The sequence below is a fragment of the Shewanella sp. MM_2022_3 genome (assembly GCF_022557375.1).
Taxonomy (GTDB): Bacteria; Pseudomonadota; Gammaproteobacteria; order Enterobacterales; family Shewanellaceae; genus Shewanella; species Shewanella xiamenensis.
The window spans coordinates 160,518-185,598 of the sequence record NZ_JAKZGV010000005.1 but is presented as its reverse complement, the minus strand read 5'-3'; the positions used below and the strand labels follow the sequence as shown (position 1 = coordinate 185,598).

At 46.5% G+C, this 25,081-nt stretch carries 22 protein-coding genes and 1 rRNA gene; 18 read left to right on the top strand and 5 right to left on the bottom strand.

All coding sequences use genetic code 11. From position 1 onward, the window contains the following. The first annotated feature begins 5 nt into the window (after positions 1 to 5). Positions 6 to 121: ribosomal RNA gene (rrf, locus tag MMG82_RS05375) — 5S ribosomal RNA — on the top strand. A 261-nt stretch (positions 122 to 382) separates the two neighbouring features. Further along, positions 383 to 1,657 (top strand): CinA family nicotinamide mononucleotide deamidase-related protein, encoded by a 1,275-nt coding sequence (locus tag MMG82_RS05370; protein ID WP_047536205.1) that lies wholly within the window; start codon positions 383 to 385, stop codon positions 1,655 to 1,657. Between the two features lie 98 nt (positions 1,658 to 1,755). Here the strand turns inward: MMG82_RS05370 and MMG82_RS05365 are convergent, their stop codons facing one another. After that, complete coding sequence (locus MMG82_RS05365; protein ID WP_241406569.1) at positions 1,756 to 2,301, bottom strand: DUF1439 domain-containing protein; 546 nt, start codon at positions 2,299 to 2,301, stop codon at positions 1,756 to 1,758. Next, positions 2,301 to 4,970: a phosphoenolpyruvate carboxylase gene (ppc, locus tag MMG82_RS05360; RefSeq protein WP_172591041.1), complete on the bottom strand. Its 2,670-nt coding sequence runs from the start codon at positions 4,968 to 4,970 to the stop codon at positions 2,301 to 2,303. Before ppc ends, MMG82_RS05365 begins: the two co-directional genes overlap by 1 nt. Positions 4,971 to 5,588: 618 nt before the next feature. Between ppc and argC the strand changes: the two genes are divergently transcribed. The 5 genes from argC (at position 5,589) to argH (ending at position 11,045) form a co-directional block, all read left to right on the top strand. Then, positions 5,589 to 6,569: an N-acetyl-gamma-glutamyl-phosphate reductase gene (gene argC, locus MMG82_RS05355; protein ID WP_047536213.1), complete on the top strand. Its 981-nt coding sequence runs from the start codon at positions 5,589 to 5,591 to the stop codon at positions 6,567 to 6,569. A 31-nt stretch (positions 6,570 to 6,600) separates the two neighbouring features. Beyond that, a complete protein-coding gene (gene argB / locus MMG82_RS05350) occupies positions 6,601 to 7,383 on the top strand; it encodes an acetylglutamate kinase (protein ID WP_144376019.1) in 783 nt (260 codons plus the stop codon). 12 nt (positions 7,384 to 7,395) lie between these two features. Next, positions 7,396 to 8,301 carry an ornithine carbamoyltransferase gene (locus MMG82_RS05345; RefSeq protein WP_241406568.1) on the top strand — a complete coding sequence of 302 codons (906 nt, stop codon included), beginning with the start codon at positions 7,396 to 7,398 and terminating at the stop codon, positions 8,299 to 8,301. 60 nt (positions 8,302 to 8,361) lie between these two features. Continuing rightward, positions 8,362 to 9,585 (top strand): argininosuccinate synthase, encoded by a 1,224-nt coding sequence (locus MMG82_RS05340; protein ID WP_088586511.1) that lies wholly within the window; start codon positions 8,362 to 8,364, stop codon positions 9,583 to 9,585. Between the two features lie 92 nt (positions 9,586 to 9,677). Then, positions 9,678 to 11,045 carry an argininosuccinate lyase gene (gene argH / locus MMG82_RS05335; protein ID WP_144345255.1) on the top strand — a complete coding sequence of 456 codons (1,368 nt, stop codon included), beginning with the start codon at positions 9,678 to 9,680 and terminating at the stop codon, positions 11,043 to 11,045. Between the two features lie 75 nt (positions 11,046 to 11,120). Here argH and MMG82_RS05330 read toward each other — a convergent pair whose 3' ends face one another. Further along, entirely contained in the window at positions 11,121 to 13,640 is a 2,520-nt protein-coding gene (locus MMG82_RS05330; protein ID WP_047536221.1) for a PBP1A family penicillin-binding protein, read from the bottom strand. 189 nt (positions 13,641 to 13,829) lie between these two features. Between MMG82_RS05330 and MMG82_RS05325 the strand changes: the two genes are divergently transcribed. The 9 genes from MMG82_RS05325 (at position 13,830) to MMG82_RS05285 (ending at position 22,825) form a co-directional block, all read left to right on the top strand. After that, complete coding sequence (locus MMG82_RS05325) at positions 13,830 to 14,909, top strand: pilus assembly protein PilM (protein WP_037424154.1); 1,080 nt, start codon at positions 13,830 to 13,832, stop codon at positions 14,907 to 14,909. Next, a complete protein-coding gene (locus MMG82_RS05320) occupies positions 14,897 to 15,481 on the top strand; it encodes a PilN domain-containing protein (protein ID WP_047536223.1) in 585 nt (194 codons plus the stop codon). Before MMG82_RS05325 ends, MMG82_RS05320 begins: the two co-directional genes overlap by 13 nt. Further along, on the top strand, positions 15,478 to 16,101 hold the full coding sequence (locus MMG82_RS05315) for a type 4a pilus biogenesis protein PilO (RefSeq protein ID WP_037424160.1): 624 nt from the start codon (positions 15,478 to 15,480) through the stop codon (positions 16,099 to 16,101). The genes MMG82_RS05320 and MMG82_RS05315 overlap by 4 nt, the downstream gene beginning before the upstream one ends. Then, positions 16,101 to 16,616 (top strand): pilus assembly protein PilP, encoded by a 516-nt coding sequence (locus MMG82_RS05310; protein WP_037424163.1) that lies wholly within the window; start codon positions 16,101 to 16,103, stop codon positions 16,614 to 16,616. Before MMG82_RS05315 ends, MMG82_RS05310 begins: the two co-directional genes overlap by 1 nt. A 21-nt stretch (positions 16,617 to 16,637) precedes the next feature. Beyond that, positions 16,638 to 18,695: a type IV pilus secretin PilQ family protein gene (locus tag MMG82_RS05305; protein WP_037424166.1), complete on the top strand. Its 2,058-nt coding sequence runs from the start codon at positions 16,638 to 16,640 to the stop codon at positions 18,693 to 18,695. 219 nt (positions 18,696 to 18,914) lie between these two features. Next, positions 18,915 to 19,430 (top strand): shikimate kinase AroK, encoded by a 516-nt coding sequence (aroK, locus tag MMG82_RS05300; RefSeq protein ID WP_037424170.1) that lies wholly within the window; start codon positions 18,915 to 18,917, stop codon positions 19,428 to 19,430. A 5-nt stretch (positions 19,431 to 19,435) separates the two neighbouring features. Next, positions 19,436 to 20,515, top strand: coding sequence for a 3-dehydroquinate synthase (gene aroB / locus MMG82_RS05295; RefSeq protein WP_047536226.1), 1,080 nt, complete (start codon positions 19,436 to 19,438; stop codon positions 20,513 to 20,515). Positions 20,516 to 20,533: 18 nt separating this feature from the next. After that, positions 20,534 to 21,937 carry an AAA family ATPase gene (locus MMG82_RS05290; RefSeq protein WP_047536228.1) on the top strand — a complete coding sequence of 468 codons (1,404 nt, stop codon included), beginning with the start codon at positions 20,534 to 20,536 and terminating at the stop codon, positions 21,935 to 21,937. A gap of 48 nt (positions 21,938 to 21,985) precedes the next feature. Continuing rightward, a complete protein-coding gene (locus tag MMG82_RS05285; RefSeq protein ID WP_037424184.1) occupies positions 21,986 to 22,825 on the top strand; it encodes a Dam family site-specific DNA-(adenine-N6)-methyltransferase in 840 nt (279 codons plus the stop codon). A gap of 49 nt (positions 22,826 to 22,874) precedes the next feature. On the opposite strand, the gene MMG82_RS05280 is transcribed toward MMG82_RS05285, so the two are convergent. Both MMG82_RS05280 and MMG82_RS05275 read right to left on the bottom strand, forming a co-directional pair. Beyond that, complete coding sequence (locus MMG82_RS05280; RefSeq protein WP_037424187.1) at positions 22,875 to 23,060, bottom strand: DUF2970 domain-containing protein; 186 nt, start codon at positions 23,058 to 23,060, stop codon at positions 22,875 to 22,877. Continuing rightward, positions 23,060 to 23,425 (bottom strand): hypothetical protein, encoded by a 366-nt coding sequence (locus tag MMG82_RS05275; protein ID WP_037425148.1) that lies wholly within the window; start codon positions 23,423 to 23,425, stop codon positions 23,060 to 23,062. Before MMG82_RS05275 ends, MMG82_RS05280 begins: the two co-directional genes overlap by 1 nt. A 262-nt stretch (positions 23,426 to 23,687) precedes the next feature. On the opposite strand from MMG82_RS05275, the gene rpe reads away from it, so the two are divergent. Next, on the top strand, positions 23,688 to 24,365 hold the full coding sequence (rpe, locus tag MMG82_RS05270) for a ribulose-phosphate 3-epimerase (protein ID WP_037424193.1): 678 nt from the start codon (positions 23,688 to 23,690) through the stop codon (positions 24,363 to 24,365). Further along, entirely contained in the window at positions 24,365 to 25,048 is a 684-nt protein-coding gene (locus tag MMG82_RS05265) for a phosphoglycolate phosphatase (protein WP_037425184.1), read from the top strand. The genes rpe and MMG82_RS05265 overlap by 1 nt, the downstream gene beginning before the upstream one ends. The last annotated feature ends 33 nt before the right edge of the window (positions 25,049 to 25,081 follow it).

The window sequence follows — 25,081 nt, the reverse complement described above, 5'->3', positions numbered from 1 at the left end:
ATTTGCTTGGTGACAATAGCATTGTGGTCCCACCTGATCCCATCCCGAACTCAGAAGTGAAACGCAATCGCGCCGATGGTAGTGTGGGGTCTCCCCATGTGAGAGTAGGTCATCGCCAAGCGCCTAATTAAACAATGAAGCCAGCTGAATAAGCTGGCTTTTTTGTTTTTCGCGTTTGCCATCTTTAGATTGTGATTTTGAAATCACTCATTCCAATTTTCAGCCTCTTTCGCTCACACACCCCTGATGTGCGCTAAATCGCGACTGACTACCTTATTTTCTTCACACTACTGAACCATATCTCCCAAAGGTCAACTCTTGCTATTACTTCAGAGGTTACTTACCTTATGCAGTAACTTATTGGGGTAGCTAAGGATCTATGATGAAGTTAGAGATGATTTGTACTGGGGAAGAGGTGCTGTCGGGTCAGATTGTTGATACTAACGCTGCTTGGTTTGCCAGCACTATGATGGAGCATGGCATTGAGATCCAAAGGCGCGTTACAGTCGGGGATCGTCTCGAGGACTTAATTGCGGTTTTCCAAGAGCGTAGTTTGCATGCCGATGTGATTTTAGTGAATGGCGGCTTGGGGCCGACCAGTGATGATATGTCTGCCGAGGCAATGGCTAAGGCTAAAGGCGAGCCTCTGGTTGAGAATCGTGAGTGGCGTCAACGTTTAGAAGATTGGTTTACGCGCAATAATCGCGAGATGCCAGTGAGTAATTTAAAGCAGGCAATGCTGCCTGAGTCTGCGGTGATGGTGGATAACCCCGTTGGCACGGCTTGTGGATTTAGAGTGAAGTTGAATCGAGCTTGGTTGTTCTTCACCCCTGGCGTGCCATTTGAACTCAAGCATATGGTGAAGGAACAGTTTATTCCTTTTATCCGTGAAGAGTTTGACCTCGACGCTAAGGTGGCGCTGAAGAAGTTGCTGACCATAGGTCATGGCGAGTCTTCCCTTGCCGACAAAATTGAGCCATTGGAGTTGCCTGAGGGGATTACCATTGGTTATCGCTCCTCAATGCCACATATTGAGATTAAGATCTTTGCCCGCGGCGAGAAGGCGATTGCTTTGCTGCCACGGGTGACTGGGCACATCAAAATGGTGCTGGGAACTGCGGTCGTCGCCGAAGATAAAGCGACGCTTGCCGAAGAGATCCATGCTAAGTTGCTGAATTCTGGATTGACCTTGAGCGTTGCCGAGTCTTGTACGGGTGGGATGATTACCAGTCAGTTAGTGGATTTCCCGGGCAGCTCTTCCTATTTGCAACACGGTCTGGTGACTTACAGTAATGAGTCTAAGGTGCGAGTGTTAGGAGTTAACCCTGCGACCTTAGACGATCACGGCGCAGTCTCTATTCCAACGGTTGAAGAAATGGCCAAGGGCGCGCGTGCTATTTTAGACAGTGATTTTGCCTTAGCGACCAGTGGGATAGCGGGACCTGATGGCGGAACCGAAGAAAAGCCCGTTGGTACGGTGGCAATTGCCTTGGCAACCCGCAGTGGCGTCTACAGCCAAATGATAAAACTGCCGCGACGTTCGCGGGATTTAGTGCGTAGCTTAAGTGCGGCAGTAGCCTACGATATGTTAAGACGTGAATTACTCACAGAAGCTGTGATTGTGGATTACCAGTCGATAGGGCGTTTCAGCAAGTAACTCTTTGGATACTTACGGGTTTTAGTCAGTCTAGCTGGATTACCAAAAATGCTCCCGAGGGAGCATTTTTTATGGTGAATGGTTTGCAACGCAAGCCGTTATTTAGTGAACTTAAGGACTAATTTGCCTGGAACAACTTGAATGCTCTCGGTCATCTTGGCCATCAGCGCTTGGTTACTGTCCTTCGTATCGAGCACATAAACGGGCTGATTCTCGAGGAAATGCCTTAAGTAGCCCATCACTTGTGGTGTCGCGCTACTGATGGCTTTCTCGATATCCTTGGGTGTTGACTCGACTTTTACCAATTCAAGCTGGCGTAGGTAGACGCTGTGGGTGGCACTGTCATACCAAGGCTTAGCCTCAAAGGTGGTTGAAAGTTGCGCCTTCAACGGATAAATAGGATTAGTGATGGACACCTGAGTGGTCGCACTTACGCTCATAGTGTCAGGCTTGTCACCTAGTCTGACACTGATGTCGTTAATGCGCACTTGCGCGCCCACGAGTTGATTACCTTGTTTCACCTCAAAATGGATCTCTTTGCTGAGATACTGCTCCATTTCATGCTTGCTGATACTGTACTGCGTGACGCAGCCGCCAAGCAGTACAGATAATCCCAAGCAAAGGCTAAGCGTGAGTTTTTTCATTAACCTGTGTTTCTCATGCCCGCCGCGACACCGGCAATCGTCAGCATTAAGGCGAGTTGCACGTGTTCGGAAGCGGGAGCTTCGGTTGTTTCCTTGCGGGTACGAGCTAATAACTCGGTCTGCAGGAAGTTTAATGGATCGATATAGGGATTGCGCAGTTTGACTGATTCGCGATTCCACGGTGTATGCGCCATTAAGGTATCCGATTTAGTCAGCTCCAGCACCACTTTAATGCCGAGATCTAAACGCTGGCGTAAAGTTTCGCCTAAGTGGTGGAGATTGGGCGGTACTAAGCAGGTTTCATAGTAACGCGCTAAGTTAGGTTCCGCCTTGGCGTACACCATCTCCAGCATGGAAATCCGCGTGCTAAAGAAGGGCCATTCGCGATCCATATCTTGTAGCAAACCCATTTCTCCACGTTCGCAGGCAGCCTGTAATGCTTCACCGGCGCCGAGCCATGCTGGCAACATTAAGCGGTTTTGAGACCAAGCGAAAATCCAAGGAATGGCACGTAAACTCTCGATACCGCCATCGACACGACGTTTTGCCGGGCGACTGCCTAATGGTAGTTTGCCTAGTTCAACCTCCGGAGTGGCTGAGCGGAAATAAGGCACAAAATCCGGCTCTTCACGGACAATACCGCGGTAAGCACTCACTGACTCCTGAGCAATTCGCTCCATGCAATTGCGCCATTCCTGCTTAGGCTCGGGCGGCGGAAGCAGAGTCGCTTCTAACACCGCTGAGGTGTACAGGGCTAAGCTTTGCACCGCCAATTTAGGCAGGCCGAACTTAAAGCGGATCATCTCACCTTGCTCGGTGACGCGAATACGGCCATCAACTGAGCCGGGCGGTTGCGACAGAATCGCTTTGTGAGCTGGGCCGCCGCCACGACCAATACTGCCTCCGCGACCATGGAACAGCGTCAGCTTAACGCCAGCCTGTTTACAGACGGCGACTAACTGCTCCTGTGCGCGATATTGCGCCCAAGCGGCTGCCATTACACCCGCATCTTTGGCCGAGTCAGAGTAGCCGATCATCACCTCTTGCATGCCTTTGGTATAACCACGGTACCAGTCGATATCGAGCAGTGCGGTAATACATTCGGCGGCGTTGTTTAAGTCACTTAAGGTTTCAAACAGCGGCACAACGCGCATTGGATGAGTACAGCCAGTTTCTTTGAGCAGTAATAATACGGTTAACACATCTGAAGGCTTGCTCGCCATCGAGATCACATAGGAGCCCAACGCCTTAGCAGGATGTTTAGCAATTAAGCGGCAAGTGTTAAGCACTTCGGCTACATCGGCGGAAGGTTGCCAGTTGCTCGGGATCAGCGGACGACGGTTACTGAGTTCACGCAGTAAGAAGGCTTGTTTTTCGGTTTCATCCCAATGATTAAAGTCACCCATACCTAGATAACGGGTTAATTCTGCAAGTACATCGCAGTGACGGCCGGCGTCTTGGCGAATGTCGAGCCTAAGCATATGAATACCAAAACAAGCGAGGCGGCGTAAAATGTCGAGTAGTAAACCGTTAGCAATCAAACGCATGCCGCAGTCACATAAACTCTTATACAGCATCTCTAGCGGCGCTTTAAGATCGCTTTCTTGCCAAATCAGCGTCGACTTATCCACTTCAGGATTGTGGCCCTCAATGCGGGCATTTAAGTAATCTATGGTGTCACGCAGTTTTTGTCTTAATGAGCGCAGCACAAAACGATAGGGTTCGCAGCTATTGTTGGTATAAGCCTTTAATTCATCATTGGCTTCTTCCATTGACAGTTCACCCACTAGCAACACTATATCCTTGAGGAATAAACGTGCCGCAGCATGGCGATTACGGTCTAACACTTCTTGGGTAACTTTGGCGGTCACAAAGGGGTTACCGTCGCGATCACCACCCATCCAGCTTGAGAAGCGCACCGGTGCAATATCGATAGGCAATTGCTGGCCAGTGCGCTCTTGTACTTGATCGTTGAGCTGCCTTAAAAAGTCGGGGACGGCGTGCCAGAGAGATTCTTCAATCGTCGATAATCCCCAGCGGGCTTCATCCACTGGCGTTGGGCGCTCACGGCGAATTTCATTGGTGTGCCAGATCTGAGCAATTAACTGACGCAGACGCAGATTAATTTGGCGACGTTCTCTATCGGATAATTGATCGTTTTCTTGCTCGGCGAGGCAATCCACAATCGCCGCATATTTTTGGATCAGTGTGCGGCGAGAGATTTCCGTTGGATGTGCGGTGAGGACTAAGTCGATATCAAGCGTCTTTAAGCAATCCAACATCTTAGTTTGATCGATACGGCCATTAAGCATACGGCCAAGCAACTGTTCGACCGGATCCGGTACACAAACCAGCTCATCACAGTTACGGCTAATAGTATGAAATTGTTCGGATAAGTTTGCTAGGTTGAGGAATTGGTTGAAGGCTTTGGCAAAAGGCACTAACTCTTCATCGGGGAGTGCGGTCAGCAGTTCTAGCATTTGCTCCCGTGCCGCCTCATCGCCACGGCGGGAATCTTTTGCAAGTTTACGAATTTGCTCAACCTTCTCGAGGAAAGAATCACCGAGGTGGGTGCGCATTGTATCGCCAAGGATCTGCCCTAACATACTCACGTTTGATCTTAACGACGCATACATGTCGGTCACATTGTCTGCCACATTACCTGCCATAGTTACTCCGAATAGAAAAACATCAAAATCCGCTTTGTATTAGCCCGCTAGCACAATACCCACCACAGAGGGCAATGGTCAACAGCAGAACTTATAACTTATACGACTGGCTTATCTGATATGCAACTAATCACGATAATTGTTGAAGAATATTCAATATAAATGCGAGCTAACGCAATATTTTATTATGTTTAGCCAAAGTGAATATGAACTGCATTATTTTGGCTTTGCGTACATGTATATCAGGTGTTAATAAAAAGGACTGATTTTTCAGTCTTTCATCCATAGATAACTGAGTTATAAAGAAGTTAGTGAGGTATTGTGTCATTTGCTAAGCGTGCTTGAACGAAGATTAAAGATAAAATTTAATAAAAATATATATTCACATATATTGCATAAATAGATCTTTGTGGTAGTCTAGCCTGCAGTTGAGATGAGTCACCCATTGTGACCTGTAGAGTAAATATCATGATGTATAGCGTTAAGCCGTCAGTGAATAAAATAACGAGCCATTACGATTTCCCACGACGATAGTCCTGTCATCATAGATATGCGCTGTTGCGTATACGCTATTCATCTATTCTTTAAGTCTCTTTGATTTGGTTTATAAAAATACATATGAAAAATATCGCCATTATCGGCGCCAGTGGTTACACAGGTGCACAACTCACTGCTTTAGTCCATGCGGAGTCTGAATTATCAATTCAAGGCCTGTATGTCTCTGAAAATAGTTTAGATAAAGGTAGAGCTTTAGCAGATTTGTACCCTGTCTACAGCCACATTGACTTAGCTCTGTCACCATTGACTGAAGAAGCGAAGACTAAGATCGTCGCCGAGGCGGATGCCGTGGTGTTGGCGACCGAGCACTCGGTGAGTTTGCATTTAGCGGCTTGGTTCTACAACCAAGGTTTAGCCGTGTTTGACTTAAGCGGTGCCTATCGTTTCAGTGATGTGGCGCAGTACCCTAAGTGGTACGGTTTTGAGCACGAATATCCCGAGGTGCTAGCCAAGGCTGTTTATGGTCTTGCCGAGTGGAATGCCAAAGAAGTGGCTGCGACTAAGATGATTGCCGTGCCAGGTTGTTACCCAACAGCATCATTAACCGCTTTGAAACCATTAAAGAATTTACTGACCTCCGCCTATCCGGTGATCAATGCGGTCAGCGGTGTGACGGGCGCGGGCCGTAAGGCACAGCTGCATACCAGTTTTTGCGAAGTGAGCCTCACACCCTACGGCGTATTAGGCCACAGACATCAACCCGAAATTGCCACTCAACTGGGGCAAGAGGTGATCTTCACGCCGCACCTTGGCAACTTCAAGCGCGGCATTTTAGCAACCATCACGGTACAGCTAAAACCGGGCACCACCACCGCCGATGTGGCTGCGGCATACAGTGTGTATGACCAAGCCCCGCTGGTGACGGTGAAACAGAACCAGTTCCCGAAAGTAGATGATGTAGTGCTGACTCCGAATTGCCACTTAGGTTGGAAGTTTGATGAGAACAGTGGCTACTTAGTGGTTGCCAGTGCCATCGACAATTTGATGAAAGGCGCGGCGAGCCAAGCCCTGCAATGCATAAAGATTCACTTTAACCTTTAACCGTTCATCCTTATTTAAGAGAGTCGTCAAGATGTCTACCAACAACTCAGTATTAGTTCTTAAAGTCGGCGGCGCCCTGCTGCAGTGTGAAATGGGGATGGCGCGTTTAATGGATACCGCCGCAGTAATGATCGCAAATGGTCAGCAGGTGCTGATGGTGCATGGCGGTGGCTGTTTGGTCGATGAGCAATTAGCCGCAAACGGCATGGAAACCGTCAAGTTAGAAGGCCTGCGGGTGACCCCGCCTGAGCAAATGCCGATTATTGCCGGTGCACTGGCTGGCACATCAAACAAGATCCTCCAAGGCGCAGCGACAAAAGCTGGGATTGTGAGTGTGGGCATGAGCTTAGCCGATGGCAACACGGTATCGGCCAAGATTAAAGATGAGCGTTTAGGGTTAGTGGGCGAGGTTTCTCCTAAGGACGCCACTTACCTTAAGTTTATTTTGTCCCAAGGCTGGATGCCGATTTGTAGCTCAATTGCCATGATGGACGATGGCCAAATGCTGAACGTGAACGCTGACCAAGCGGCGACGGTATTAGCTAAGTTGGTCGGTGGCAAGTTGGTGCTGTTATCGGATGTGTCTGGCGTACTCGATGGTAAAGGTCAATTAATCCCTTCATTGAATGGTAAGCAGATTGCCGAGTTGGTTAAGCAAGGCGTGATCGAAAAGGGAATGAAAGTAAAAGTTGAAGCTGCGCTCGAAGTGGCGCAGTGGATGGGGCAGGCGGTTCAAGTGGCCTCATGGCGTGATGCAAGCCAATTAGTCGCATTAGCAAAAGGTGAGGCCGTGGGCACACAAATCCAACCATAAGCGGAGTAGGTTATGAAGCATTTACTATCGATAAAAGAGTTAACCCAGCAGCAGTTGCTGGATCTGATTACCTTGGCAAAGACGATTAAAGCGAATCCCGCTGAGTATCGTCATGCACTGGACGGTAAGAGTGTGGTGATGTTATTTGAAAAGCCATCTCTGCGTACTCGTGTTAGCTTCGATATCGGTATTAACAAGCTTGGCGGCCACTGTTTATACCTAGACCAGCAAAATGGTGCCTTAGGTAAGCGGGAATCGGTCGCTGACTTTGCTTCTAACCTGTCCTGTTGGGCCGATGCCATTGTGGCGAGAACGTTCTCCCACACGACTATCGAACAATTAGCTGAGTTTGGTAGTGTGCCCGTGATTAATGCACTTTCGGATTTATACCATCCTTGCCAAGCTTTAGCCGATTTTTTAACCTTGGCCGAGCATTTTGAAAATATCAGTGATGCTAAGTTAGCGTATGTGGGTGATGGTAATAACGTTACTAACTCATTGATGTATTGCGCGGCCATTCTCGGTGCCACCATGACAGTGATCTGCCCTGCGGGTCACTTTCCTGATGGCTACGTTGTGGCCGAAGTGCAAGAGCTCGCGAGCCGATATGGCGGCAAGGTTGTACTGACTTCAGATATTGATGCGATTGAAGATCACGATGCTATCTATACTGATACTTGGATTTCCATGGGAGATCCAACACCGTTAGCGGAAATTAAGGATAAGTTTGCACCTTATCAGGTCAATAAGGCCTTGATGGCGAAAGCGGGTGCTCACTTCTTTATGCACTGTTTACCCGCTCACCGCGGTGTTGAAGTGACCGATGAAGTGATGGATGGCGAAGGCTCCTTGATCCTGCAACAAGCTGAGAATCGGATGCACGCCCAAAATGCAGTACTGGTAACCCTATTTAGTTAATTTAACCCTGTTTAGCAGCCTACTTTCTCCAAGGTGAGAAACGAGTTATAGGAATTTAAGATGTCTATCGAGAACAAAAATACTGGCGTGAAAAAAGTCGTTTTAGCCTATTCGGGTGGTCTAGATACTTCGGCCATTATTCCTTGGTTAAAAGAAACCTACGACAACTGTGAAATCATCGCCTTTTGCGCTGACGTTGGTCAGGGTGAAGAAGAGTTAGTGGGTCTGACTGAAAAGGCATTAGCCTCAGGCGCGTCTGAATGCCATATCGTCGATCTGAAAGAAGAATTCGTTAAAGATTACATCTACCCAACCATGGCAACGGGTGCGATTTACGAAGGGACTTACTTGTTGGGTACTTCAATGGCCCGCCCAATCATCGCGAAGGCGCAGGTTGAAGTGGCACGTAAAGTGGGCGCCGATGCCCTGTGCCACGGTTGTACCGGTAAGGGTAACGACCAAGTGCGTTTCGAAGGTTGCTTTGCGGCATTAGCGCCTGATTTAAAAGTGATTGCACCATGGCGTGAATGGACCATGCAGAGCCGTGAAGATCTGCTGGCTTACTTAGCTGAGCGTAATATTAAGACTTCAGCTTCTGCCACTAAGATCTACAGCCGTGATGCTAATGCATTCCACATTTCCCACGAAGGTGGCGAGTTGGAAGATCCATGGAACGAGCCAAGCAAAGGTGTGTGGACGCTGACAGCCGATCCGGAAGATGCGCCAAACGAAGCAGAATATGTGTCACTTGAAGTCGAGCATGGCCGTGTGACTAAAGTAAACGGTGAAGCATTAACGCCTTACGCTGCACTGATGAAGCTGAACGCCATCGCTGCACCACATGGCGTGGGTCGTATCGACATCACTGAAAACCGTTTAGTGGGCATGAAGTCTCGTGGTTGCTACGAAACCCCAGGCGGCACTGTAATGTTTGCCGCGCTGCGCGCGATTGAAGAGTTAGTGCTGGACAAAACCAGCCGTACTTGGCGCGAGCAAGTGGGCGCTCAAATGGCACACTTAGTATACGACGGTCGTTGGTTTACACCTCTGTGTAAGTCGCTGCTGGCGGCATCTGAGTCTTTAGCCGAGTCTGTCAACGGTGAAGTTGTGGTGAAACTCTACAAAGGTCACGCGATTGCCGTTAAGAAACGTTCGCCAAACAGCTTGTACTCTGAAGCGTTTGCGACCTTCGGTGAAGACCAAGTGTACGACCAAAAACACGCAGAAGGCTTTATCCGTCTGTACTCGTTAGCGAGCCGTATCCGCGCGCTCAACGCTAAGTAATAGGCAGACTCAAAGGGCGCCTAGCGCCCTTTTTTATATCTTAAGTTTTAATGACTTTAACGTATTCAAAGCAGTGACCGAGGGGATTGAGCATGGCTTTATGGGGTGGAAGATTTCAGGGCGAAACCAGCGCGCTATTTAAATTATTCAACGATTCACTGCCAGTGGATTATCGTTTGTTTGAGCAGGATGTAGTTGGCTCTATCGCTTGGGCAGATGCAATTGCTAGCGTCGGCATTATCACTGCCACTGAATGCAGTGACTTGAAGAAAGCGTTGAACGAGCTGCTGGTGGAAGTGAAGGGCGATCCTGCGATTATTCTCGCCTCGGGCGCGGAAGATATTCACAGTTTCGTGGAATCTGCGTTGATCGCCAAAGTCGGCGATCTGGGAAAAAAACTCCATACGGGCCGTAGCCGTAACGACCAAGTCGCTACCGACTTAAAACTCTGGTGCCAATCCGAAGGTGCGGCATTAGTGGCTCGCCTACAAACCTTACGCAGCGAACTTATCGCGCTTGCTGAGCGTGAATTTGATGCTGTAATGCCAGGCTATACTCACTTGCAACGTGCTCAACCTGTGACCTTCGGCCATTGGTGTTTAGCCTATGTGGAAATGATTGAGCGTGATCTTAGCCGCTTAACCGATGCCTTAAAGCGCGCCAATACCTGTCCGCTCGGTTCGGGTGCATTGGCGGGCACAGCCTATCAAATGGATAGATATGCGCTTGCAGCAGCACTGAACTTTGCTTCGCCAACCTTAAACAGTTTGGATAGCGTGTCGGATCGCGACCATGTGGTTGAGCTGTGCGGAGCCGCCTCAATCAGCATGATGCACCTAAGCCGCATGGCCGAAGATTTGATTTTCTTCAATACGGGTGAAGCGGGCTTTATCTCCTTGAGTGATGAAGTGACCTCAGGCTCGTCCTTGATGCCACAAAAGAAAAACCCCGATGCGCTGGAGCTGATCCGCGGTAAAACGGGTCGTGTGTATGGCAGTTTAGTGGGTATTCTCACCACGATGAAGGCATTGCCACTGGCCTACAACAAAGACATGCAGGAAGACAAAGAAGGCCTGTTCGACGTGGTCGACAGCTGGGCTATTTGCTTGGATATGGCGGCATTAGTCTTATCTGGCTTAGTCGTTAACCGCCCGAATGCGCTGTTAGCCGCGCAGCAAGGTTATGCCAACGCGACCGAATTGGCGGATTATCTGGTGTCTAAGGGCATGCCGTTCCGTGAAGCGCACCATGTCGTCGGTGTGGCCGTGGTTGCAGCAATTGCTAAGAAGATCCCGCTGGAAGGTTTTACGCTCGCCGAGTTTAAAACCTTTGCCGATATCATCGAAGATGATGTGTATCCCAACCTTACCATCGAAGCCTGTTTGGCAAAACGTGATGTCCTCGGCGGCACAGCGTTGACTCAAGTTAAGCAAGCGATTGCGGCTAAAAAAGCGGGTTAATGGCAAAGTAGGTTAATCTTAGATGAGCAATAAAAAACGCGACTCAAGGTCGCGTTTTTTTATTGCTATTTACGGCTATTGGAACAAGTCATCCGCTGGCGCATCGATGAAGAGATTATTTTCATCTTGGCTTTCACTGATATATTCCTTCGGCTCAGTGCCCGAGATAAAGTATTCAAAATCACTGGTGTAATCAGTTTTACGAGTGAGCTTGCCTGTTGCAAGGTCGATCCGCACCGAGACGATTCCCTCTGGTGGAATCGCCGTGGTTTCTGGGACGCCTTTAAGCACGTTATTCATAAATTCGTTCCAGCCAGGCCCTGCGGTCTTAGCACCGGCTTCGGTCCCGGTGATTTGATCTTTTTCACCATTAGCGTTCCAAGCGGTTCTACCTAACTGGCGACCATGATCGTCAAATCCCACCCAGAAGGTGCTCGTCAGCGTTGGGCCAAAACCACTGAACCACGTATCACGAGATTCGTTGGTTGTCCCCGTTTTACCTGCAATATCATGGCGTTTAATTAATTGCGCCGCACGCCAAGCTGTACCTTGCCAACCTGTGCCTTTACTCCAATCGCCGCCACCCCAGATCACGCTCTTCAGCGCTTCGGTGATCAGGAATGCCGTTTGTTCGGAGATAATTTGCGGTGCGTAACGGCCAGTTTGTTCAAAGCAATGGGCAACTGGCTCATCGGTTTGCGCCGTTGGCTCACTAAAGCCCATTGGGTCGCTACTCGGTTGGGTTAGATTACCACTTGGCTTACAAGCTAAGGTTGGATTGGCTTTTTCAATTACATTACCGAAGGAGTCTTCTACTCGTTCGATATAGAAAGGTTCAACCAAGAAGCCACCATTTGCAAACACGTTGAAAGCCGCTGCGACTTGTAAGGGCGTTACCGAAGGTGAACCGAGGGCTAAGGACTCGTTACGAGGTAGGTCGTTAGGGTCAAAGCCAAACTTAGTCAATTCGGCGATAGCCGCATCTAAACCAATATGGCGCATGGCGCGAACCGACATTACGTTGATCGATTGCGCTAAGCCCACACGTAAACGCGTTGGGCCACCATAGATATCGGGCGAGTTTTTCGGCCGCCAGGCAGTACCTTGGCTAATATCGGGTTTATTAATCGGTGCGTTGTTAATCAGAGTCGCGAGCGTAAAGCCTCTTTCTAATGCAGCAGCATAGATGAAAGGTTTAATATTCGAACCTAATTGGCGTTTAGCCTGAGTCACGCGGTTGTATTGGCTTTGGCTAAAGCTGTAACCACCTACTAAAGTACGGATAGCGCCATTTTCCGGATCGAGTGACACTGTGGCACTCGCTACTTCGGGGACTTGCGATAATTGTAAGTACTGGCCATTGTCGCGGATCCAAATACGCTCGCCTACTGTCAGCATGTCTGAAGCCGATTTAGGTACCGCACCTTGGCGTTTATCATTAATAAATTTACGCGCCCATTTCAAGCCATCCCATTTGATGACTTTGGTTTCACCTTTAGCGGTTAATACACTGGCTTGCTGTCCATCAATGCTTAATACCGCGGCAGGTTGTAACTCTTGGACGGGTGTGACTTTAGCCAGTTCAGCTTTGATTTGTGCATTATCAGGCTTAGCACCTGTCCACAAAACAGCAGCAGGACCGCGGTAGCCATGACGTTCATCATAGGCATAAACATTATTGCGTAATGCTTGCTGCGCTAACAGCTGGAGATCGGATGAAATCGTGGTGTAGACGTTATAGCCATTGGTATAGGCTTCTTCTTCACCATATTTTTGCACCATGTAATCCCGGGCCATTTCAGAAATATAAGGGGCATAGAGATCGATTTCGGCACCATGATATTTGGCTACGAGTGGCTCCTGGAGTGCGGTTTGGTACTCCGTTTTGCTGATATACCCCACTTCATTCATCCGCATCAACACCACGTTGCGACGAGCGAGAGCGCGGGAAGGTGAAGTAATGGGGTTAAGCGTTGAGGGGGCCTTTGGCAAGCCAGCAATCATACTCATTTCAGACAGAGTCAGATCTTGGACGTTTTTGCCAAAATACACTTGAGCGGCTGCGCCAACGCCATAGGCTCTTTGGCCTAAATAGATACGGTTAACGTACAGCTCTAAAATCTCATCTTTCGTTAACAACTGCTCGATATGGTAGGATATAAAAATTTCCTTCACCTTACGAATAATGGTTTTGTCGCGGGTTAGGAAGAAGTTACGTGCCACCTGCATGGTGATAGTACTTGCTCCTTGCTTTTTTTCGCCGGTTGTTAACATGACGATTGCTGCGCGGATTACCCCGACAGGATCGATACCACCATGCTCATAAAAGCGCGCATCTTCGGTGGCAAGGAAGGCTTGTAACAGTGGTTTGGGGACTTCTTCCAGTTTTAAGGGAATACGTCGTTTTTCACCAAACTGAGATATGAGTTTGCCATCACTACTGTAAATGCGCAAAGGTGTTTGTAATTGCACATTTTTTAGTGTCGAAACATCCGGCAGATCCGGCAAAACATAAAAGTATGCTGCAACAATGGCGCCTACGCCCAAAAGGGCTAGACTGAATAGAGCTATAACAATACGTTTTAACCACTTCACCTAAATTGATCCTAATGTTCAGTTAAGTGCGACAGTATATAAGGCGCGAACGTTTGGGTGAAGCAAAAACGTGACGGCCCTAAAATAGCGTTTGTAAAATCTTGAAACATTCTATACAAATACGTATAACGGGTTGATTTTGTGCTAATCTCTCATACTGAAATATAAATAATAAAGTGACAACGGATTATGCTTTCAAATTTATGGAAGCGTCAGGCTCCGCAAATGGTCGGAATTGATATTGGTTCCCATGAAGTAAAGGCCATTTTGCTGAGTAAGACTGCTGATGGATACAAAATATTAAGTCACGTAGCGGTTCCCGTAAAAAAGGGTGCTATTAACGATCATGATATTCGTGATACCGATGCCGTTGTTGAATGCCTCAAACAGGTAAAGCGTGCTTTGCCTAAATCGGTTAAATATGCTGCGGTTGCGGTTTCTGGTTCTGCTGTAATGACTAAGGTCATTTACATGGATGCCTCGCTTAGCGAAGAGGAAATGGAAGCGCAAATTGAGATTGAGGCAGATAACTTAATCCCCTATTCCCTTGATGAAGTCAGCATTGATTTTGAAACCTTAAACGTCAACAGTACCGATCCTTCTAAGGTCGATGTATTACTCAGTGCTTGCCGTACTGACAATATCGATGCCAGAGTTGATGCGCTTGATGAAGTCGAGCTAGAGACTAAAGTCGTTGATGTTGAAGGCTATGCCTTAGGTCGAGCGGTTGAGTTAGTCCTAGGCCAATTACCTGAAGGGGCCCGCCAGAAAGCGGTTGCCATGGTCGATATCGGCGCGAATATGACTACTTTCTGCGTTGTCGAGTCTGGCGAAACTACATTTATCCGTGAACAAGCCTTTGGTGGTGAGTTATTTACTCAGTCGATTCTCTCTTTTTATGGCATGTCTTATGAGCAGGCAGAAAAAGCAAAAATCGAGGGTGATTTACCGCGTAATTATATGTTTGAAGTGTTATCTCCCTTCCAAACGCAATTACTGCAGCAAATTAAGCGAACGCTGCAAATTTATTGTACTTCAAGCGGCAAAGATAAAGTCGACTATCTCGTCTTATGTGGTGGCACATCTAAACTAGAAGGCATGGCTAACTTATTGACCAATGAGTTAGGTGTTCACACCATAATTGCCGACCCTTTCCAAGGATGCCTGCACGCGGATGAATCCGTTAAAAATATACTGCAACCTAGCATTAGCAAATATATGGTTGCTTGTGGCTTAGCCCTGAGGAGCTACGGTCAATGGCGAACATAAACCTGCTTCCTTGGCGTGAAGAAGCGAGAGAAAAGCAGAAACGCGATTATATCGGCATATTGGCTGCGGTATTTTTGGGGTCAGCAATCTTAGTCTATGCTGCGCTGGCTTTACTCGAAATGATGACTGATGAGCAGCGAGCAAGAAATGCTTATTTACAGTCAGAAATTCAGCAGCTCGATGCTCAAATTGCCGAGATTAAAAAGATCACTGAACGTAAAAAAGATATTGAGCGTCGAACAGAAATTATTTTAAATCTTCAGCAATCCCGTAATTTGCCGACACACGTATTAGACGAGCTAGTGCGTATTGTTCCGCCAGGAATTTATCTATCGAGTCTTGAGAAAAAAGGCAGTTTGTTGCTCATTGAAGGTCGCAGTGAGTCGAATAATAACGTAGCAAATATGATGCGTAAGGTAAAAGCGTCTGAGTGGTTAACCGATCCCAATATGCAATCGATCGTTACCCAAGATGATGAGTTAAGACAATTGCAGAGCTTTAGTTTAAGGGTGAGCATCAAAGGAGCCATTGCTGAAGAGCCCGCAAAAGCGGCAAAAGGAGCGAGTAAATGAAGCTCGATCTCAGTCAGTTTAATGATATCGATTTTGAAAATATCGGAAGTTGGCCAAAACAAGTAAAAGTATTTTTCGCTATTTTGCTGGCTCTTTGCGTATTTGCAGCGGGATATTTTGTGGTGTTGTCTGATGCAATCGATGTGATTAATAATGAACAAAACAAAGAGTTACAGCTAAGAGAAGATTTTCAAAACAAATATCAACTGGCCGCTAATTTAAAGCTCTATCGTGAACAACTTGCCGTAATGGAAGGGCAATTTGCCGAATTGCTGAAAATGTTACCTTCAGAAAACGAGATGCCCGGTTTGCTTGATGACTTAACCTTTGCAGCAACGGATGCTGGTTTACGGATTAAAAGTTTAAATTGGGAAGCTGAAATTCAGCGAGATTTTTATATCGAATTTCCAATTAAGATGTCAGTCACTGGTGATTATCACCAGATTGGCAATATGGTGAGTGGTGTTGCTAAGTTACCTCGTATTGTTAGTTTGCATGATTTTACGATCAAACGTGATGATAGCGGTACTTTAACCATGGACATTCTTGCTAAAACCTATCGCTTTAAAGAAGGGGCAGAGTTACCCCCCGAAAAGCCTGCTAACAAGGGGAAGAAATAATGAAACTCTTACCTCTGTTAGGGATGAGTCTTTTTTTAATGGGGTGTGTTGGCGATCGTAGTGATTTAGAGCTATTTGTTACTACAACTAAAGCACAGCATGTGGCGCATATTCCACCCTTAAAAGAACCGCCTAAGTTTGAGCATTTTGCCTACCAGGCTGAGTTAATGCGTAGTCCCTTTGTTCCGCCTTCTCGCGAATTAACCGAAGAAGTCGTTGATACCAGTAAAAACTGCTTACAACCGGATTTAAAACGTCGTAAGGGCCGTTTAGAAACTTATGCTTTAGACAACCTAAAAATGCGCGGTACGTTAAGTGAAGCTAATGTAACTTGGGCGCTGATTGAAACTAATGATGGCAGTGTATATCGGATGGGCGTGGGTGAGTATCTAGGGTTGTTTAACGGACGTATAGCGAAAGTGACTCCACAGAATGTGGAAGTTGTAGAATTAATTCCAGATGGTACGGGTTGTTGGTCAGAGCGCACAAACAACATCGAACTTTCTGGAAAATAACAAGCGAAGGATGAGGGAACAATGAAATCTTCTGCCGCGATAAAAATCCCGTTATCGTTTTTATCTTCAGGCTTAGTTAAGTCTGTTATTGGGATCGCATTACTATTTGGATTTTTGCCATCGAGCTTTGCGGCAAATCGGCTAATGGATGTGAAATACCATGCTTTAGTCGATCATCAGTTAGAGGTCGAGTTAATATTTGAGGATGCGATTTCGGCTCCACAAATTGATTCAAATGCATCGCCTGCTGAGCTGGTATTGACCTTTGATGATAGTATTTCTGGTCTTTCTAAAGATCGCTTACCGATTAATCAGGTCGGTGTTAAAGATCTAGTGACCTCGCAGCAAGATGCGCGTTTGACAGTGACTTTAGGTTTATCCAAAGTCAAACCTTATCAAGGTAGCGTAGTAGGTAATTCTTATCGCTTAACCATTAATGATGAGGTTGTGAATTCTCAGGCAACAGCAAATAGCCCATTTGTTAATAGTATTAAAAATATCGATTTTCGACGTAATGAAAATGGCGGTGGCGATTTATTAGTCTATCTAAATAGCCGCTCTGTTGCGGCCAACGTTGAGCAAATTGGCGCCAAACTAGAGGTTCAGCTTTACAACACTGACATCAACAATGACTTGTTGTATGTGATGGATGTACAGGATTTTTCTACGCCAGTTAAAAACTTTGAAACCTTTAAAGATGACTTAACGACTCGCATCATAGTTGATGTATCGGGTAATTATGAGTTCAATTATAAGCAGGAAGATAACCTCTTTAGGTTGTCGATTAATAAGGTTGAACGTACTGTAGCGACTAAAGATATTAAGAAATATAACGGTAAGACCCTTTCATTAAACTTCCAGAATATTTCTGTTCGTACCGTATTACAGATTATTGCTGACTATAACAACTTTAACTTAGTGACCAGTGATACTGTTGAGGGAGATATTACTCTTAGGCTTGACGATGTACCTTGGGACCAAGCACTGGATTTGATTTTGCAAACCAAAGGACTCGATAAGCGCATCGAAGGTAATATTTTGATGGTGGCGCCGAGTGAAGAACTTGCAATTCGCGAAAGTCAAAATCTAAAAAGTAAACAGGAAGTTAAAGAGCTTGCGCCGCTTTATTCTGAGTATCTGCAGATTAACTATGCCAAAGCGACCGACATTGCCGAGCTATTAAAAGGCACTGACTCAAGTTTATTGTCTCCTCGCGGTTCTGTGGCCGTTGATGAGCGCACCAATACGGTACTCGTCAAAGATACCGCTGAAATCATCGAAAATATTCATCGTTTGGTTGAGGTGCTTGATATTCCGATCCGCCAAGTGTTGATTGAATCACGTATGGTTACCGTAAAGGATGACGTGTCCGAAGATTTGGGTATCCGCTGGGGAGTTACTGATCAGCAGGGTGATAAAGGGACCTCTGGTTCTCTAGAAGGGGCCGGTGATATTGCCAATGGTACGATACCGAGTTTAGATAATCGTTTGAATGTGAACTTGCCTGCGGCCGTCACTAACCCAACTAGCATCGCCTTCCATGTGGCTAAGCTCGCCGACGGTACTATCTTGGATCTAGAGCTCAGTGCACTAGAGCAAGAAAACAAAGGTGAGATTATCGCGAGCCCTCGTATCACGACCTCTAACCAAAAATCGGCGTATATTGAGCAGGGTGTTGAAATTCCCTACGTACAATCCACGTCAAGCGGTGCGACCTCGGTGACCTTTAAAAAGGCGGTGTTGTCACTAAGGGTGACACCACAAATTACACCGGACAATCGTGTGATTCTGGATCTTGAGATTACACAGGACTCACAGGGCAAAACGGTGGATACGCCGACAGGTCCAGCAGTAGCGATTGATACACAGCGTATTGGTACTCAAGTACTTGTCGACAATGGCGAAACCATTGTATTAGGTGGTATCTACCAGCAGAATTTGATTAGCCGGGTTAGCAAGGTACCTATTTTGGGAGACATTCCTTTGGTCGGTTTCTTATTCCGTAACAGTACCGACAAGAATGAGCGCCAAGAGCTATTGATTTTTGTAACACCTAAAATTGTGAATGAGAAACTCTAACTCTATGTAGTCGTTCGGATAAAGCCAGCACCACTTGCTGGCTTTATTATTTATAAAATACAATTCTTACCATAAATAGCGAGCATCACTTGCCAGACTAGACATTAAACTGAGATAATCCTCGGTCAAGTCTCATAAGAGCAAGGTAACATACAGTAGGTCGGCTTGATCATGAGTCGATATAGGCATACTTTTCATTAAGATTCAGACGTACAAGAAATGGCTGAAAAACGTAATATTTTTCTGGTAGGCCCAATGGGCGCAGGTAAAAGCACAATTGGTCGCCATCTGGCGCAAATGCTGCATTTAGAATTCCACGATTCAGATCAAGAGATTGAGCAACGCACAGGCGCTGATATTGCTTGGGTGTTTGATGTAGAAGGCGAAGAAGGTTTCCGCCGTCGTGAGGCTCAGGTTATTGCTGATCTGTCTGAAAAACAGGGTATTGTCCTTGCCACTGGTGGTGGTTCAGTTCAGAGCAAAGATATCCGTAATCATTTATCTGCTCGCGGTATTGTGGTTTATCTCGAAACCACTATCGACAAACAGGTTGCGCGAACTCAAAGAGACAAGCGTCGCCCATTACTGCAAGTAGATGATCCGCGAGAAGTATTAGAGAGCCTCGCAGAAATCCGTAACCCTCTGTACGAAGAAATTGCTGATGTGATCGTTAAAACTGATGATCAAAGTGCAAAGGTTGTTGCGAATCAAATCGTTGAGAAATTAGGTTTCTAGGCAGAATGACACAACAAATTCAGGTTAATTTAGGTGAACGTAGTTACCCCATTTACATTGGCCAGAGTTTGATGAGTGATAGCGAGACTTTGTCTCGCTATCTGCTGAAAAAACGTATCCTTATCGTCACCAATGAAACCGTCGCGCCCTTGTATCTAAACCAGGTTCAAGACACGATGGCTTCGTTTGGTGAGGTATCTAGTGTCATCCTTCCCGATGGCGAACAATTTAAAGATTTAACGCATTTAGATGTTATTTTTTCGGCTCTACTGCAACGTAATTATGCCCGAGATTCTGTGTTGGTGGCCCTCGGTGGAGGGGTGATTGGTGATATGACGGGGTTTGCCTCGGCATGTTATCAACGTGGTATCGATTTTATTCAAATCCCTACAACGCTTTTATCCCAAGTGGATTCTTCGGTTGGCGGCAAAACGGCGGTCAATCATCCTTTGGGTAAAAATATGATAGGGGCTTTTTATCAGCCACAAATTGTCATTATTGATACTGACTGTTTAAAGACCTTGCCGGCGCGTGAGTTTGCTGCGGGGATGGCGGAAGTTATTAAATATGGCATTATGTGGGATGCTGAGTTTTTTCAATGGCTTGAGGATAATGTTCAAGCACTAAAAAGCTTAGACACTCAAGCCTTAGTCTATGTGATTTCCCGCTGCTGCGAAATTAAAGCTGATGTGGTCAGCCAAGATGAAACAGAGCAGGGCGTGCGCGCGCTTTTGAATCTTGGGCATACCTTTGGTCATGCTATTGAAGCTGAGATGGGCTATGGTAACTGGTTGCACGGTGAGGCCGTTGCGGCTGGCACAGTCCTTGCTGCTCAAACCGCTAAGTCTTTAGGATTGGTTGATGAGTCAATTGTCCGTCGTATTGTGCAATTGTTTCAAGCCTTCGATCTTCCTGTAAAAGCGCCGGAATCAATGGATTTCGACAGTTTTATTCAACATATGCGTCGCGATAAGAAAGTGTTAGGCGGTCAGATCCGGCTGGTACTTCCAACGGCCATTGGTCGAGCAGAAGTATTTAGTCAAGTCTCTGAATCTACCCTAGAACAGGTTATCTGCTGCGCATAAACCTTGTGTGGTGGATGAGTGACATTTCAGGGGCAAGTCTTGCTTCCCTCACAGGAAGCCCTCATACAAAGATTGCATCATGTTGCCAGTTATAGCGACCAATTGCTGGTGCTTGTTGGCGGCCAAGGTTCGGGCAAGACAACGCTGCTCACTGCATTAGCTACCGATTTTGATGATTCAAATGCGGCGCTGGTTATCTGCCCTATGCATGCCGATAACGCTGAGATTCGTCGCAAGATTTTAGTGCAGTTGATGTCATCCCCCATTTTTGATGATGAGATCCCCCTCGCCGAAACCATTCTGCGTGTAGCTCAAAATCAAAGTAAACCGTTACATATCATTATCGATGATGCTCATTTGCTCTCAAAAGAGCTATGGGCAGAATGCATCATACTCAATCAAATTCAGTGTGCGGGACAGCGGATAGCTGTGACCTTAACGGTTCCTCCAGCATTTTTAGCCGATTTATTGCCACAATTACCCGATTCTCTCCGGCGGCAGATCCTGCCTATTAGTATTGAACCGCTAAGTTTGCCTGAGCGGGAAGCACTGTATCAAACCTTGCTGCGATACAGTGACCAAAATCCATTTACTCCAAGAGACATTGTTCGCGCACAACTTGAAAAACAAACGGGTACTCCTCAGGAAGTCGTTACCTTGCTGGAACTGGCGCTACATGGCCAGAGTGAGAAGAAGTCAGCCTGGGTACAATATAAGCTAGCGTTGATTGGACTTTGCAGTTTGTTGATTACCATTTTGATTTGGTTTGGATTGGCTCAACCCTTTTCCGATGAGCCCGTGCTTGACGTGGTCACTTATCCCGCATTGGATTCCGACGAGTTTTTAGCCCATGGTCAACGGATATTAACGCCCTATTTTAAACAACGTGAGGAGTCGTTAGCACAGTCTTTATTATTGCAAGCGGCGCAGCAAGCTGATCCTTTGGCGGGATTTCATGGTGAGACTCCAGCCGAGAATGAGTCCGCCATAACACAACCGATTGATGAAGCCACAAGTAAGGCCGAAAACAATGTTGTGACTGCTAGTAACAATACATTACATGAAGATATCGCTAAGAACGATAACGTTCATCCAGCGAAGAACATCACGGCTGCATCAATAACTAATGTAAAAACTCGGCCAACGTCCGGTTATACCATCCAAATAGCTACAGTCTCCCAGCGTGACACAGTCGAGTCGCTGTTGAAAAAACTGCATTCTGTGCCGGATATTCGAGTCGCTAAATACAAACAATTTTGGGTGGTGCTGGTGGGACAGTTTAGCGACAGTCAATCGGCGCAACAGTCTGCCGCAGAATTGGTCAAACAATATCGTTTGAGTCAACCCATGATAAAAAAATGGGCTGAGCTCGGTGGTTATCAATTACAAGATGCGCTTCCAAGCGGTGAAATTTCAGAATAAACAGAGTACAATCATGGCCTTTATTTTTGTCGGCATTCATCAAGTTAAATGATCAAAAAACATAGAGCCTTCCTGAAATGGGCTGGCGGAAAATTTAAATTGGTGGATGAGCTCTCGAACTATTTACCCACGGGTGAACGTTTAGTTGAGCCCTTTGTTGGCGCAGGTTCGGTATTTTTAAATACTGACTATCCCAGCTATTTACTCTGCGATATCAATCAAGACCTGATAAATCTCTACAACATAGTCAAAGAAAGGCCCTTGGAGTACATTGCGGCTGCTAAGAAGCTATTTGTCGATGAGATGAATCAGAAAGAAGCCTACTATCGCGTGCGTACAGACTTTAATAAATCTCGCGATCCTTTCCTGCGTTCGGTTTATTTCCTGTACCTCAATCGTCATGGTTTTAATGGCTTGTGCCGTTATAACCGCAAAGGCGGCTTTAATGTACCCTTTGGCTCCTACAAGAAGCCTTATTTCCCCGAAAAGGAAATCTTGGCCTTTTCAAAGAAAGCGCAACGCGCCGAATTTAAGTGCATTGGCTATGAAAAAGCCTTTGAACAAATCCGAATTGGTGATGTGATTTATTGTGATCCACCCTATGCGCCATTATCCTCCACGGCGAGTTTTACTACCTATGTCGGTGCAGGCTTTAGCTTAGATGATCAGGCGTTGCTCGCGCGTTATTCGCGGCATATGGCTCTTGAACAGCGCATTCCTGTTGTGATTAGCAACCATGATATTCCGCTGACGCGAGAACTGTATCGCGGCGCGCATCTCGCTAAGATCCAAGTGCAACGCAACATTAGCCAAAATGGTAGTGGCCGCAATAAAGTTGACGAGTTGATTGCTTTATACGATGAGACTTACGATCCGCAGGATGACTAAAGACTAAAGACTAATTACTGATGACGGAAGGTTTCAGTTATTTGCTTATCTAGCTAACGACTTGGCTAACCAGCAAAATAAGGCTGGCAACTAAGGCTATCGCTAACACGATTCCCATCAAAATGTACGGTAATGGTGAATTGGTCTGGAAGTCTTTTTGGCGATTTTTATCTGACTGCACCCCAAAGAAGGCGGCTATCGTACTGTGAAAGACTTGCCAGATCCGGCTTAGCATCAATAGGACTGTTGTGAATTGGCAGGTTTCATGTCATCGATAGGTTTATCTTGATGACCATGGAGCAGTTCAAGCAAGTCGACAAAATGGAACTGGCTAGAGCGATTTTTGCCAGTAAGCCAGGTCTTCCAACTTAAAGTTTGCGCCTGTTCAGCACAACGGTTATTCGGATGGCTGCTAGGTAAGCTATTGTTGTAACGAGTATCACTACTGCAAGCGCAGGCGGAGGTATCGTTACCTGCGGTCAGTTTTTCGACACCAAAGGCTAAGGAGGCGACTACCACTGCGGTAAATGCCAACATCATCGACGACTTAAATGTCACCGAGCCTAAAATGTGTGAAAACTGTGTTAACCGCCCTTTCATGATACTTCCCTTGAAATCATTAAATGATCCACGCTAGCTGCCCGAGTATAACAAACTCGCTTAGTTTATGAACAATAATTTATCAATCTTCACTAAAATCTTTCTAACGCTTCAGCTTCTCCTAGGACTTACCGTAGGTTGTGAGTACTGGAATTGAGCTTCTATCTGGTTTCAATCGCGATAAATGTGGCATTTGCTATAGAGGCATGGTCTAGCTAAGGGTAAAATAAGGCACTTTTTGTTCAATAGCAGCGAGTGTCCTATGCGCCCATTTTTAATTGCTCCATCGATTTTATCCGCCGATTTCGCCCGTTTAGGGGATGACGTTAAAGCCGTGTTAGATGCAGGGGCTGACGTAGTGCATTTTGATGTGATGGATAACCACTATGTGCCGAACTTAACCATTGGTCCTATGGTGTGTAAAGCGTTACGCGACTATGGCATTACGGCCGAGATCGACGTGCATTTAATGGTTAAGCCTGTTGATCGCATCGTGCCAGATTTTGCTAAGGCTGGCGCTTCTATTATTACTTTCCATCCCGAAGCCTCTGAGCATATCGACCGTACTTTGCAACTGATTAAAGAGTCCGGTTGTAAGGCAGGTTTAGTGTTTAACCCTGCAACACCGCTGCATTATCTTGACCATGTGATGGATAAGTTAGATGTGATCCTGCTGATGTCGGTCAACCCAGGCTTTGGTGGCCAATCCTTTATTCCTTCGACCTTAGATAAATTACGCCAAGTGCGTGAGCGTATCGATGCGAGCGGTTTTGATATTCGCTTAGAGGTCGATGGTGGCGTAAAAGTGGATAACATTGCCGAAATTGCTGCCGCAGGTGCCGATATGTTTGTCGCTGGGTCGGCTATTTTTAGTCAACCAGACTATAAAGCCGTTGTCGATGAAATGCGTGCCGAGTTAGCAAAAGTTGAGGCCAAATGATGCGGAAACAGATTAAGGCGATTGCCTTTGATCTCGACGGCACACTGATTGACAGTGTGCCCGATCTTGCGGTCGCGACACAGGCGGCACTCGCCGAATTAGGTTTGGCAACGTGTACCGAGGCACAGGTGAGAACTTGGGTGGGTAATGGCGCTGAAATGCTTATGCGCCGCGCCATGAGCCACGCTTTAGGCGCGGATGTCGAGCAAACGGCATTAGATGCGGCTATGCCGATTTTTATGCATCACTATCAAGAAAATCTTGAGAAGCACAGCGCACTTTATGCCGATGTGCACCAAGTGCTACAAACTCTGTTTGACGCTGGATTTAAGCTGGCAGTGGTGACAAACAAACCCTACCGCTTTACTTTGCCGCTGCTTGAGGCCTTTAAGATTAATGACTTCTTTAGCTTAGTGCTTGGCGGCGATTCGCTGGCGAAGATGAAGCCGGATCCATTACCGCTAGAGCATTTATTAGCGCAATGGCAACTCGATAAAAGTGAGTTGTTGATGGTGGGCGATTCTAAAAATGACATTTTAGCGGCGAAAGCAGCAGGTGTTGCATCAATCGGCTTGACCTATGGCTACAACTACGGTGAAGATATTGGGCTCACTGGCCCTGACGCGGTGTGCGAGCAGTTTGCCGAGATCCTTAGCTGGCTAAATGTCGGCCAGGCAGTTTAATCGATTCTTTTTATCTTTATTTGGAGCAATGAC

Excerpts from the sequence above, each read along its gene's own strand:
- MMG82_RS05370 (WP_047536205.1), top strand. The coding sequence starts at position 383 with ATGAAGTTAGAGATGATTTGTACTGGGGAAGAGGTGCTGTCGGGTCAG.
- MMG82_RS05365 (WP_241406569.1), bottom strand. The coding sequence starts at position 2,301 with ATGAAAAAACTCACGCTTAGCCTTTGCTTGGGATTATCTGTACTGCTT.
- ppc (WP_172591041.1), bottom strand. The coding sequence starts at position 4,970 with ATGGCAGGTAATGTGGCAGACAATGTGACCGACATGTATGCGTCGTTA.
- argC (WP_047536213.1), top strand. The coding sequence starts at position 5,589 with ATGAAAAATATCGCCATTATCGGCGCCAGTGGTTACACAGGTGCACAA.
- argB (WP_144376019.1), top strand. The coding sequence starts at position 6,601 with ATGTCTACCAACAACTCAGTATTAGTTCTTAAAGTCGGCGGCGCCCTG.
- MMG82_RS05345 (WP_241406568.1), top strand. The coding sequence starts at position 7,396 with ATGAAGCATTTACTATCGATAAAAGAGTTAACCCAGCAGCAGTTGCTG.
- MMG82_RS05340 (WP_088586511.1), top strand. The coding sequence starts at position 8,362 with ATGTCTATCGAGAACAAAAATACTGGCGTGAAAAAAGTCGTTTTAGCC.
- argH (WP_144345255.1), top strand. The coding sequence starts at position 9,678 with ATGGCTTTATGGGGTGGAAGATTTCAGGGCGAAACCAGCGCGCTATTT.
- MMG82_RS05325 (WP_037424154.1), top strand. The coding sequence starts at position 13,830 with ATGCTTTCAAATTTATGGAAGCGTCAGGCTCCGCAAATGGTCGGAATT.
- MMG82_RS05320 (WP_047536223.1), top strand. The coding sequence starts at position 14,897 with ATGGCGAACATAAACCTGCTTCCTTGGCGTGAAGAAGCGAGAGAAAAG.
- MMG82_RS05315 (WP_037424160.1), top strand. The coding sequence starts at position 15,478 with ATGAAGCTCGATCTCAGTCAGTTTAATGATATCGATTTTGAAAATATC.
- MMG82_RS05310 (WP_037424163.1), top strand. The coding sequence starts at position 16,101 with ATGAAACTCTTACCTCTGTTAGGGATGAGTCTTTTTTTAATGGGGTGT.
- MMG82_RS05305 (WP_037424166.1), top strand. The coding sequence starts at position 16,638 with ATGAAATCTTCTGCCGCGATAAAAATCCCGTTATCGTTTTTATCTTCA.
- aroK (WP_037424170.1), top strand. The coding sequence starts at position 18,915 with ATGGCTGAAAAACGTAATATTTTTCTGGTAGGCCCAATGGGCGCAGGT.
- aroB (WP_047536226.1), top strand. The coding sequence starts at position 19,436 with ATGACACAACAAATTCAGGTTAATTTAGGTGAACGTAGTTACCCCATT.
- MMG82_RS05285 (WP_037424184.1), top strand. The coding sequence starts at position 21,986 with ATGATCAAAAAACATAGAGCCTTCCTGAAATGGGCTGGCGGAAAATTT.
- MMG82_RS05280 (WP_037424187.1), bottom strand. The coding sequence starts at position 23,060 with ATGCTAAGCCGGATCTGGCAAGTCTTTCACAGTACGATAGCCGCCTTC.
- MMG82_RS05275 (WP_037425148.1), bottom strand. The coding sequence starts at position 23,425 with ATGAAAGGGCGGTTAACACAGTTTTCACACATTTTAGGCTCGGTGACA.
- rpe (WP_037424193.1), top strand. The coding sequence starts at position 23,688 with ATGCGCCCATTTTTAATTGCTCCATCGATTTTATCCGCCGATTTCGCC.
- MMG82_RS05265 (WP_037425184.1), top strand. The coding sequence starts at position 24,365 with ATGCGGAAACAGATTAAGGCGATTGCCTTTGATCTCGACGGCACACTG.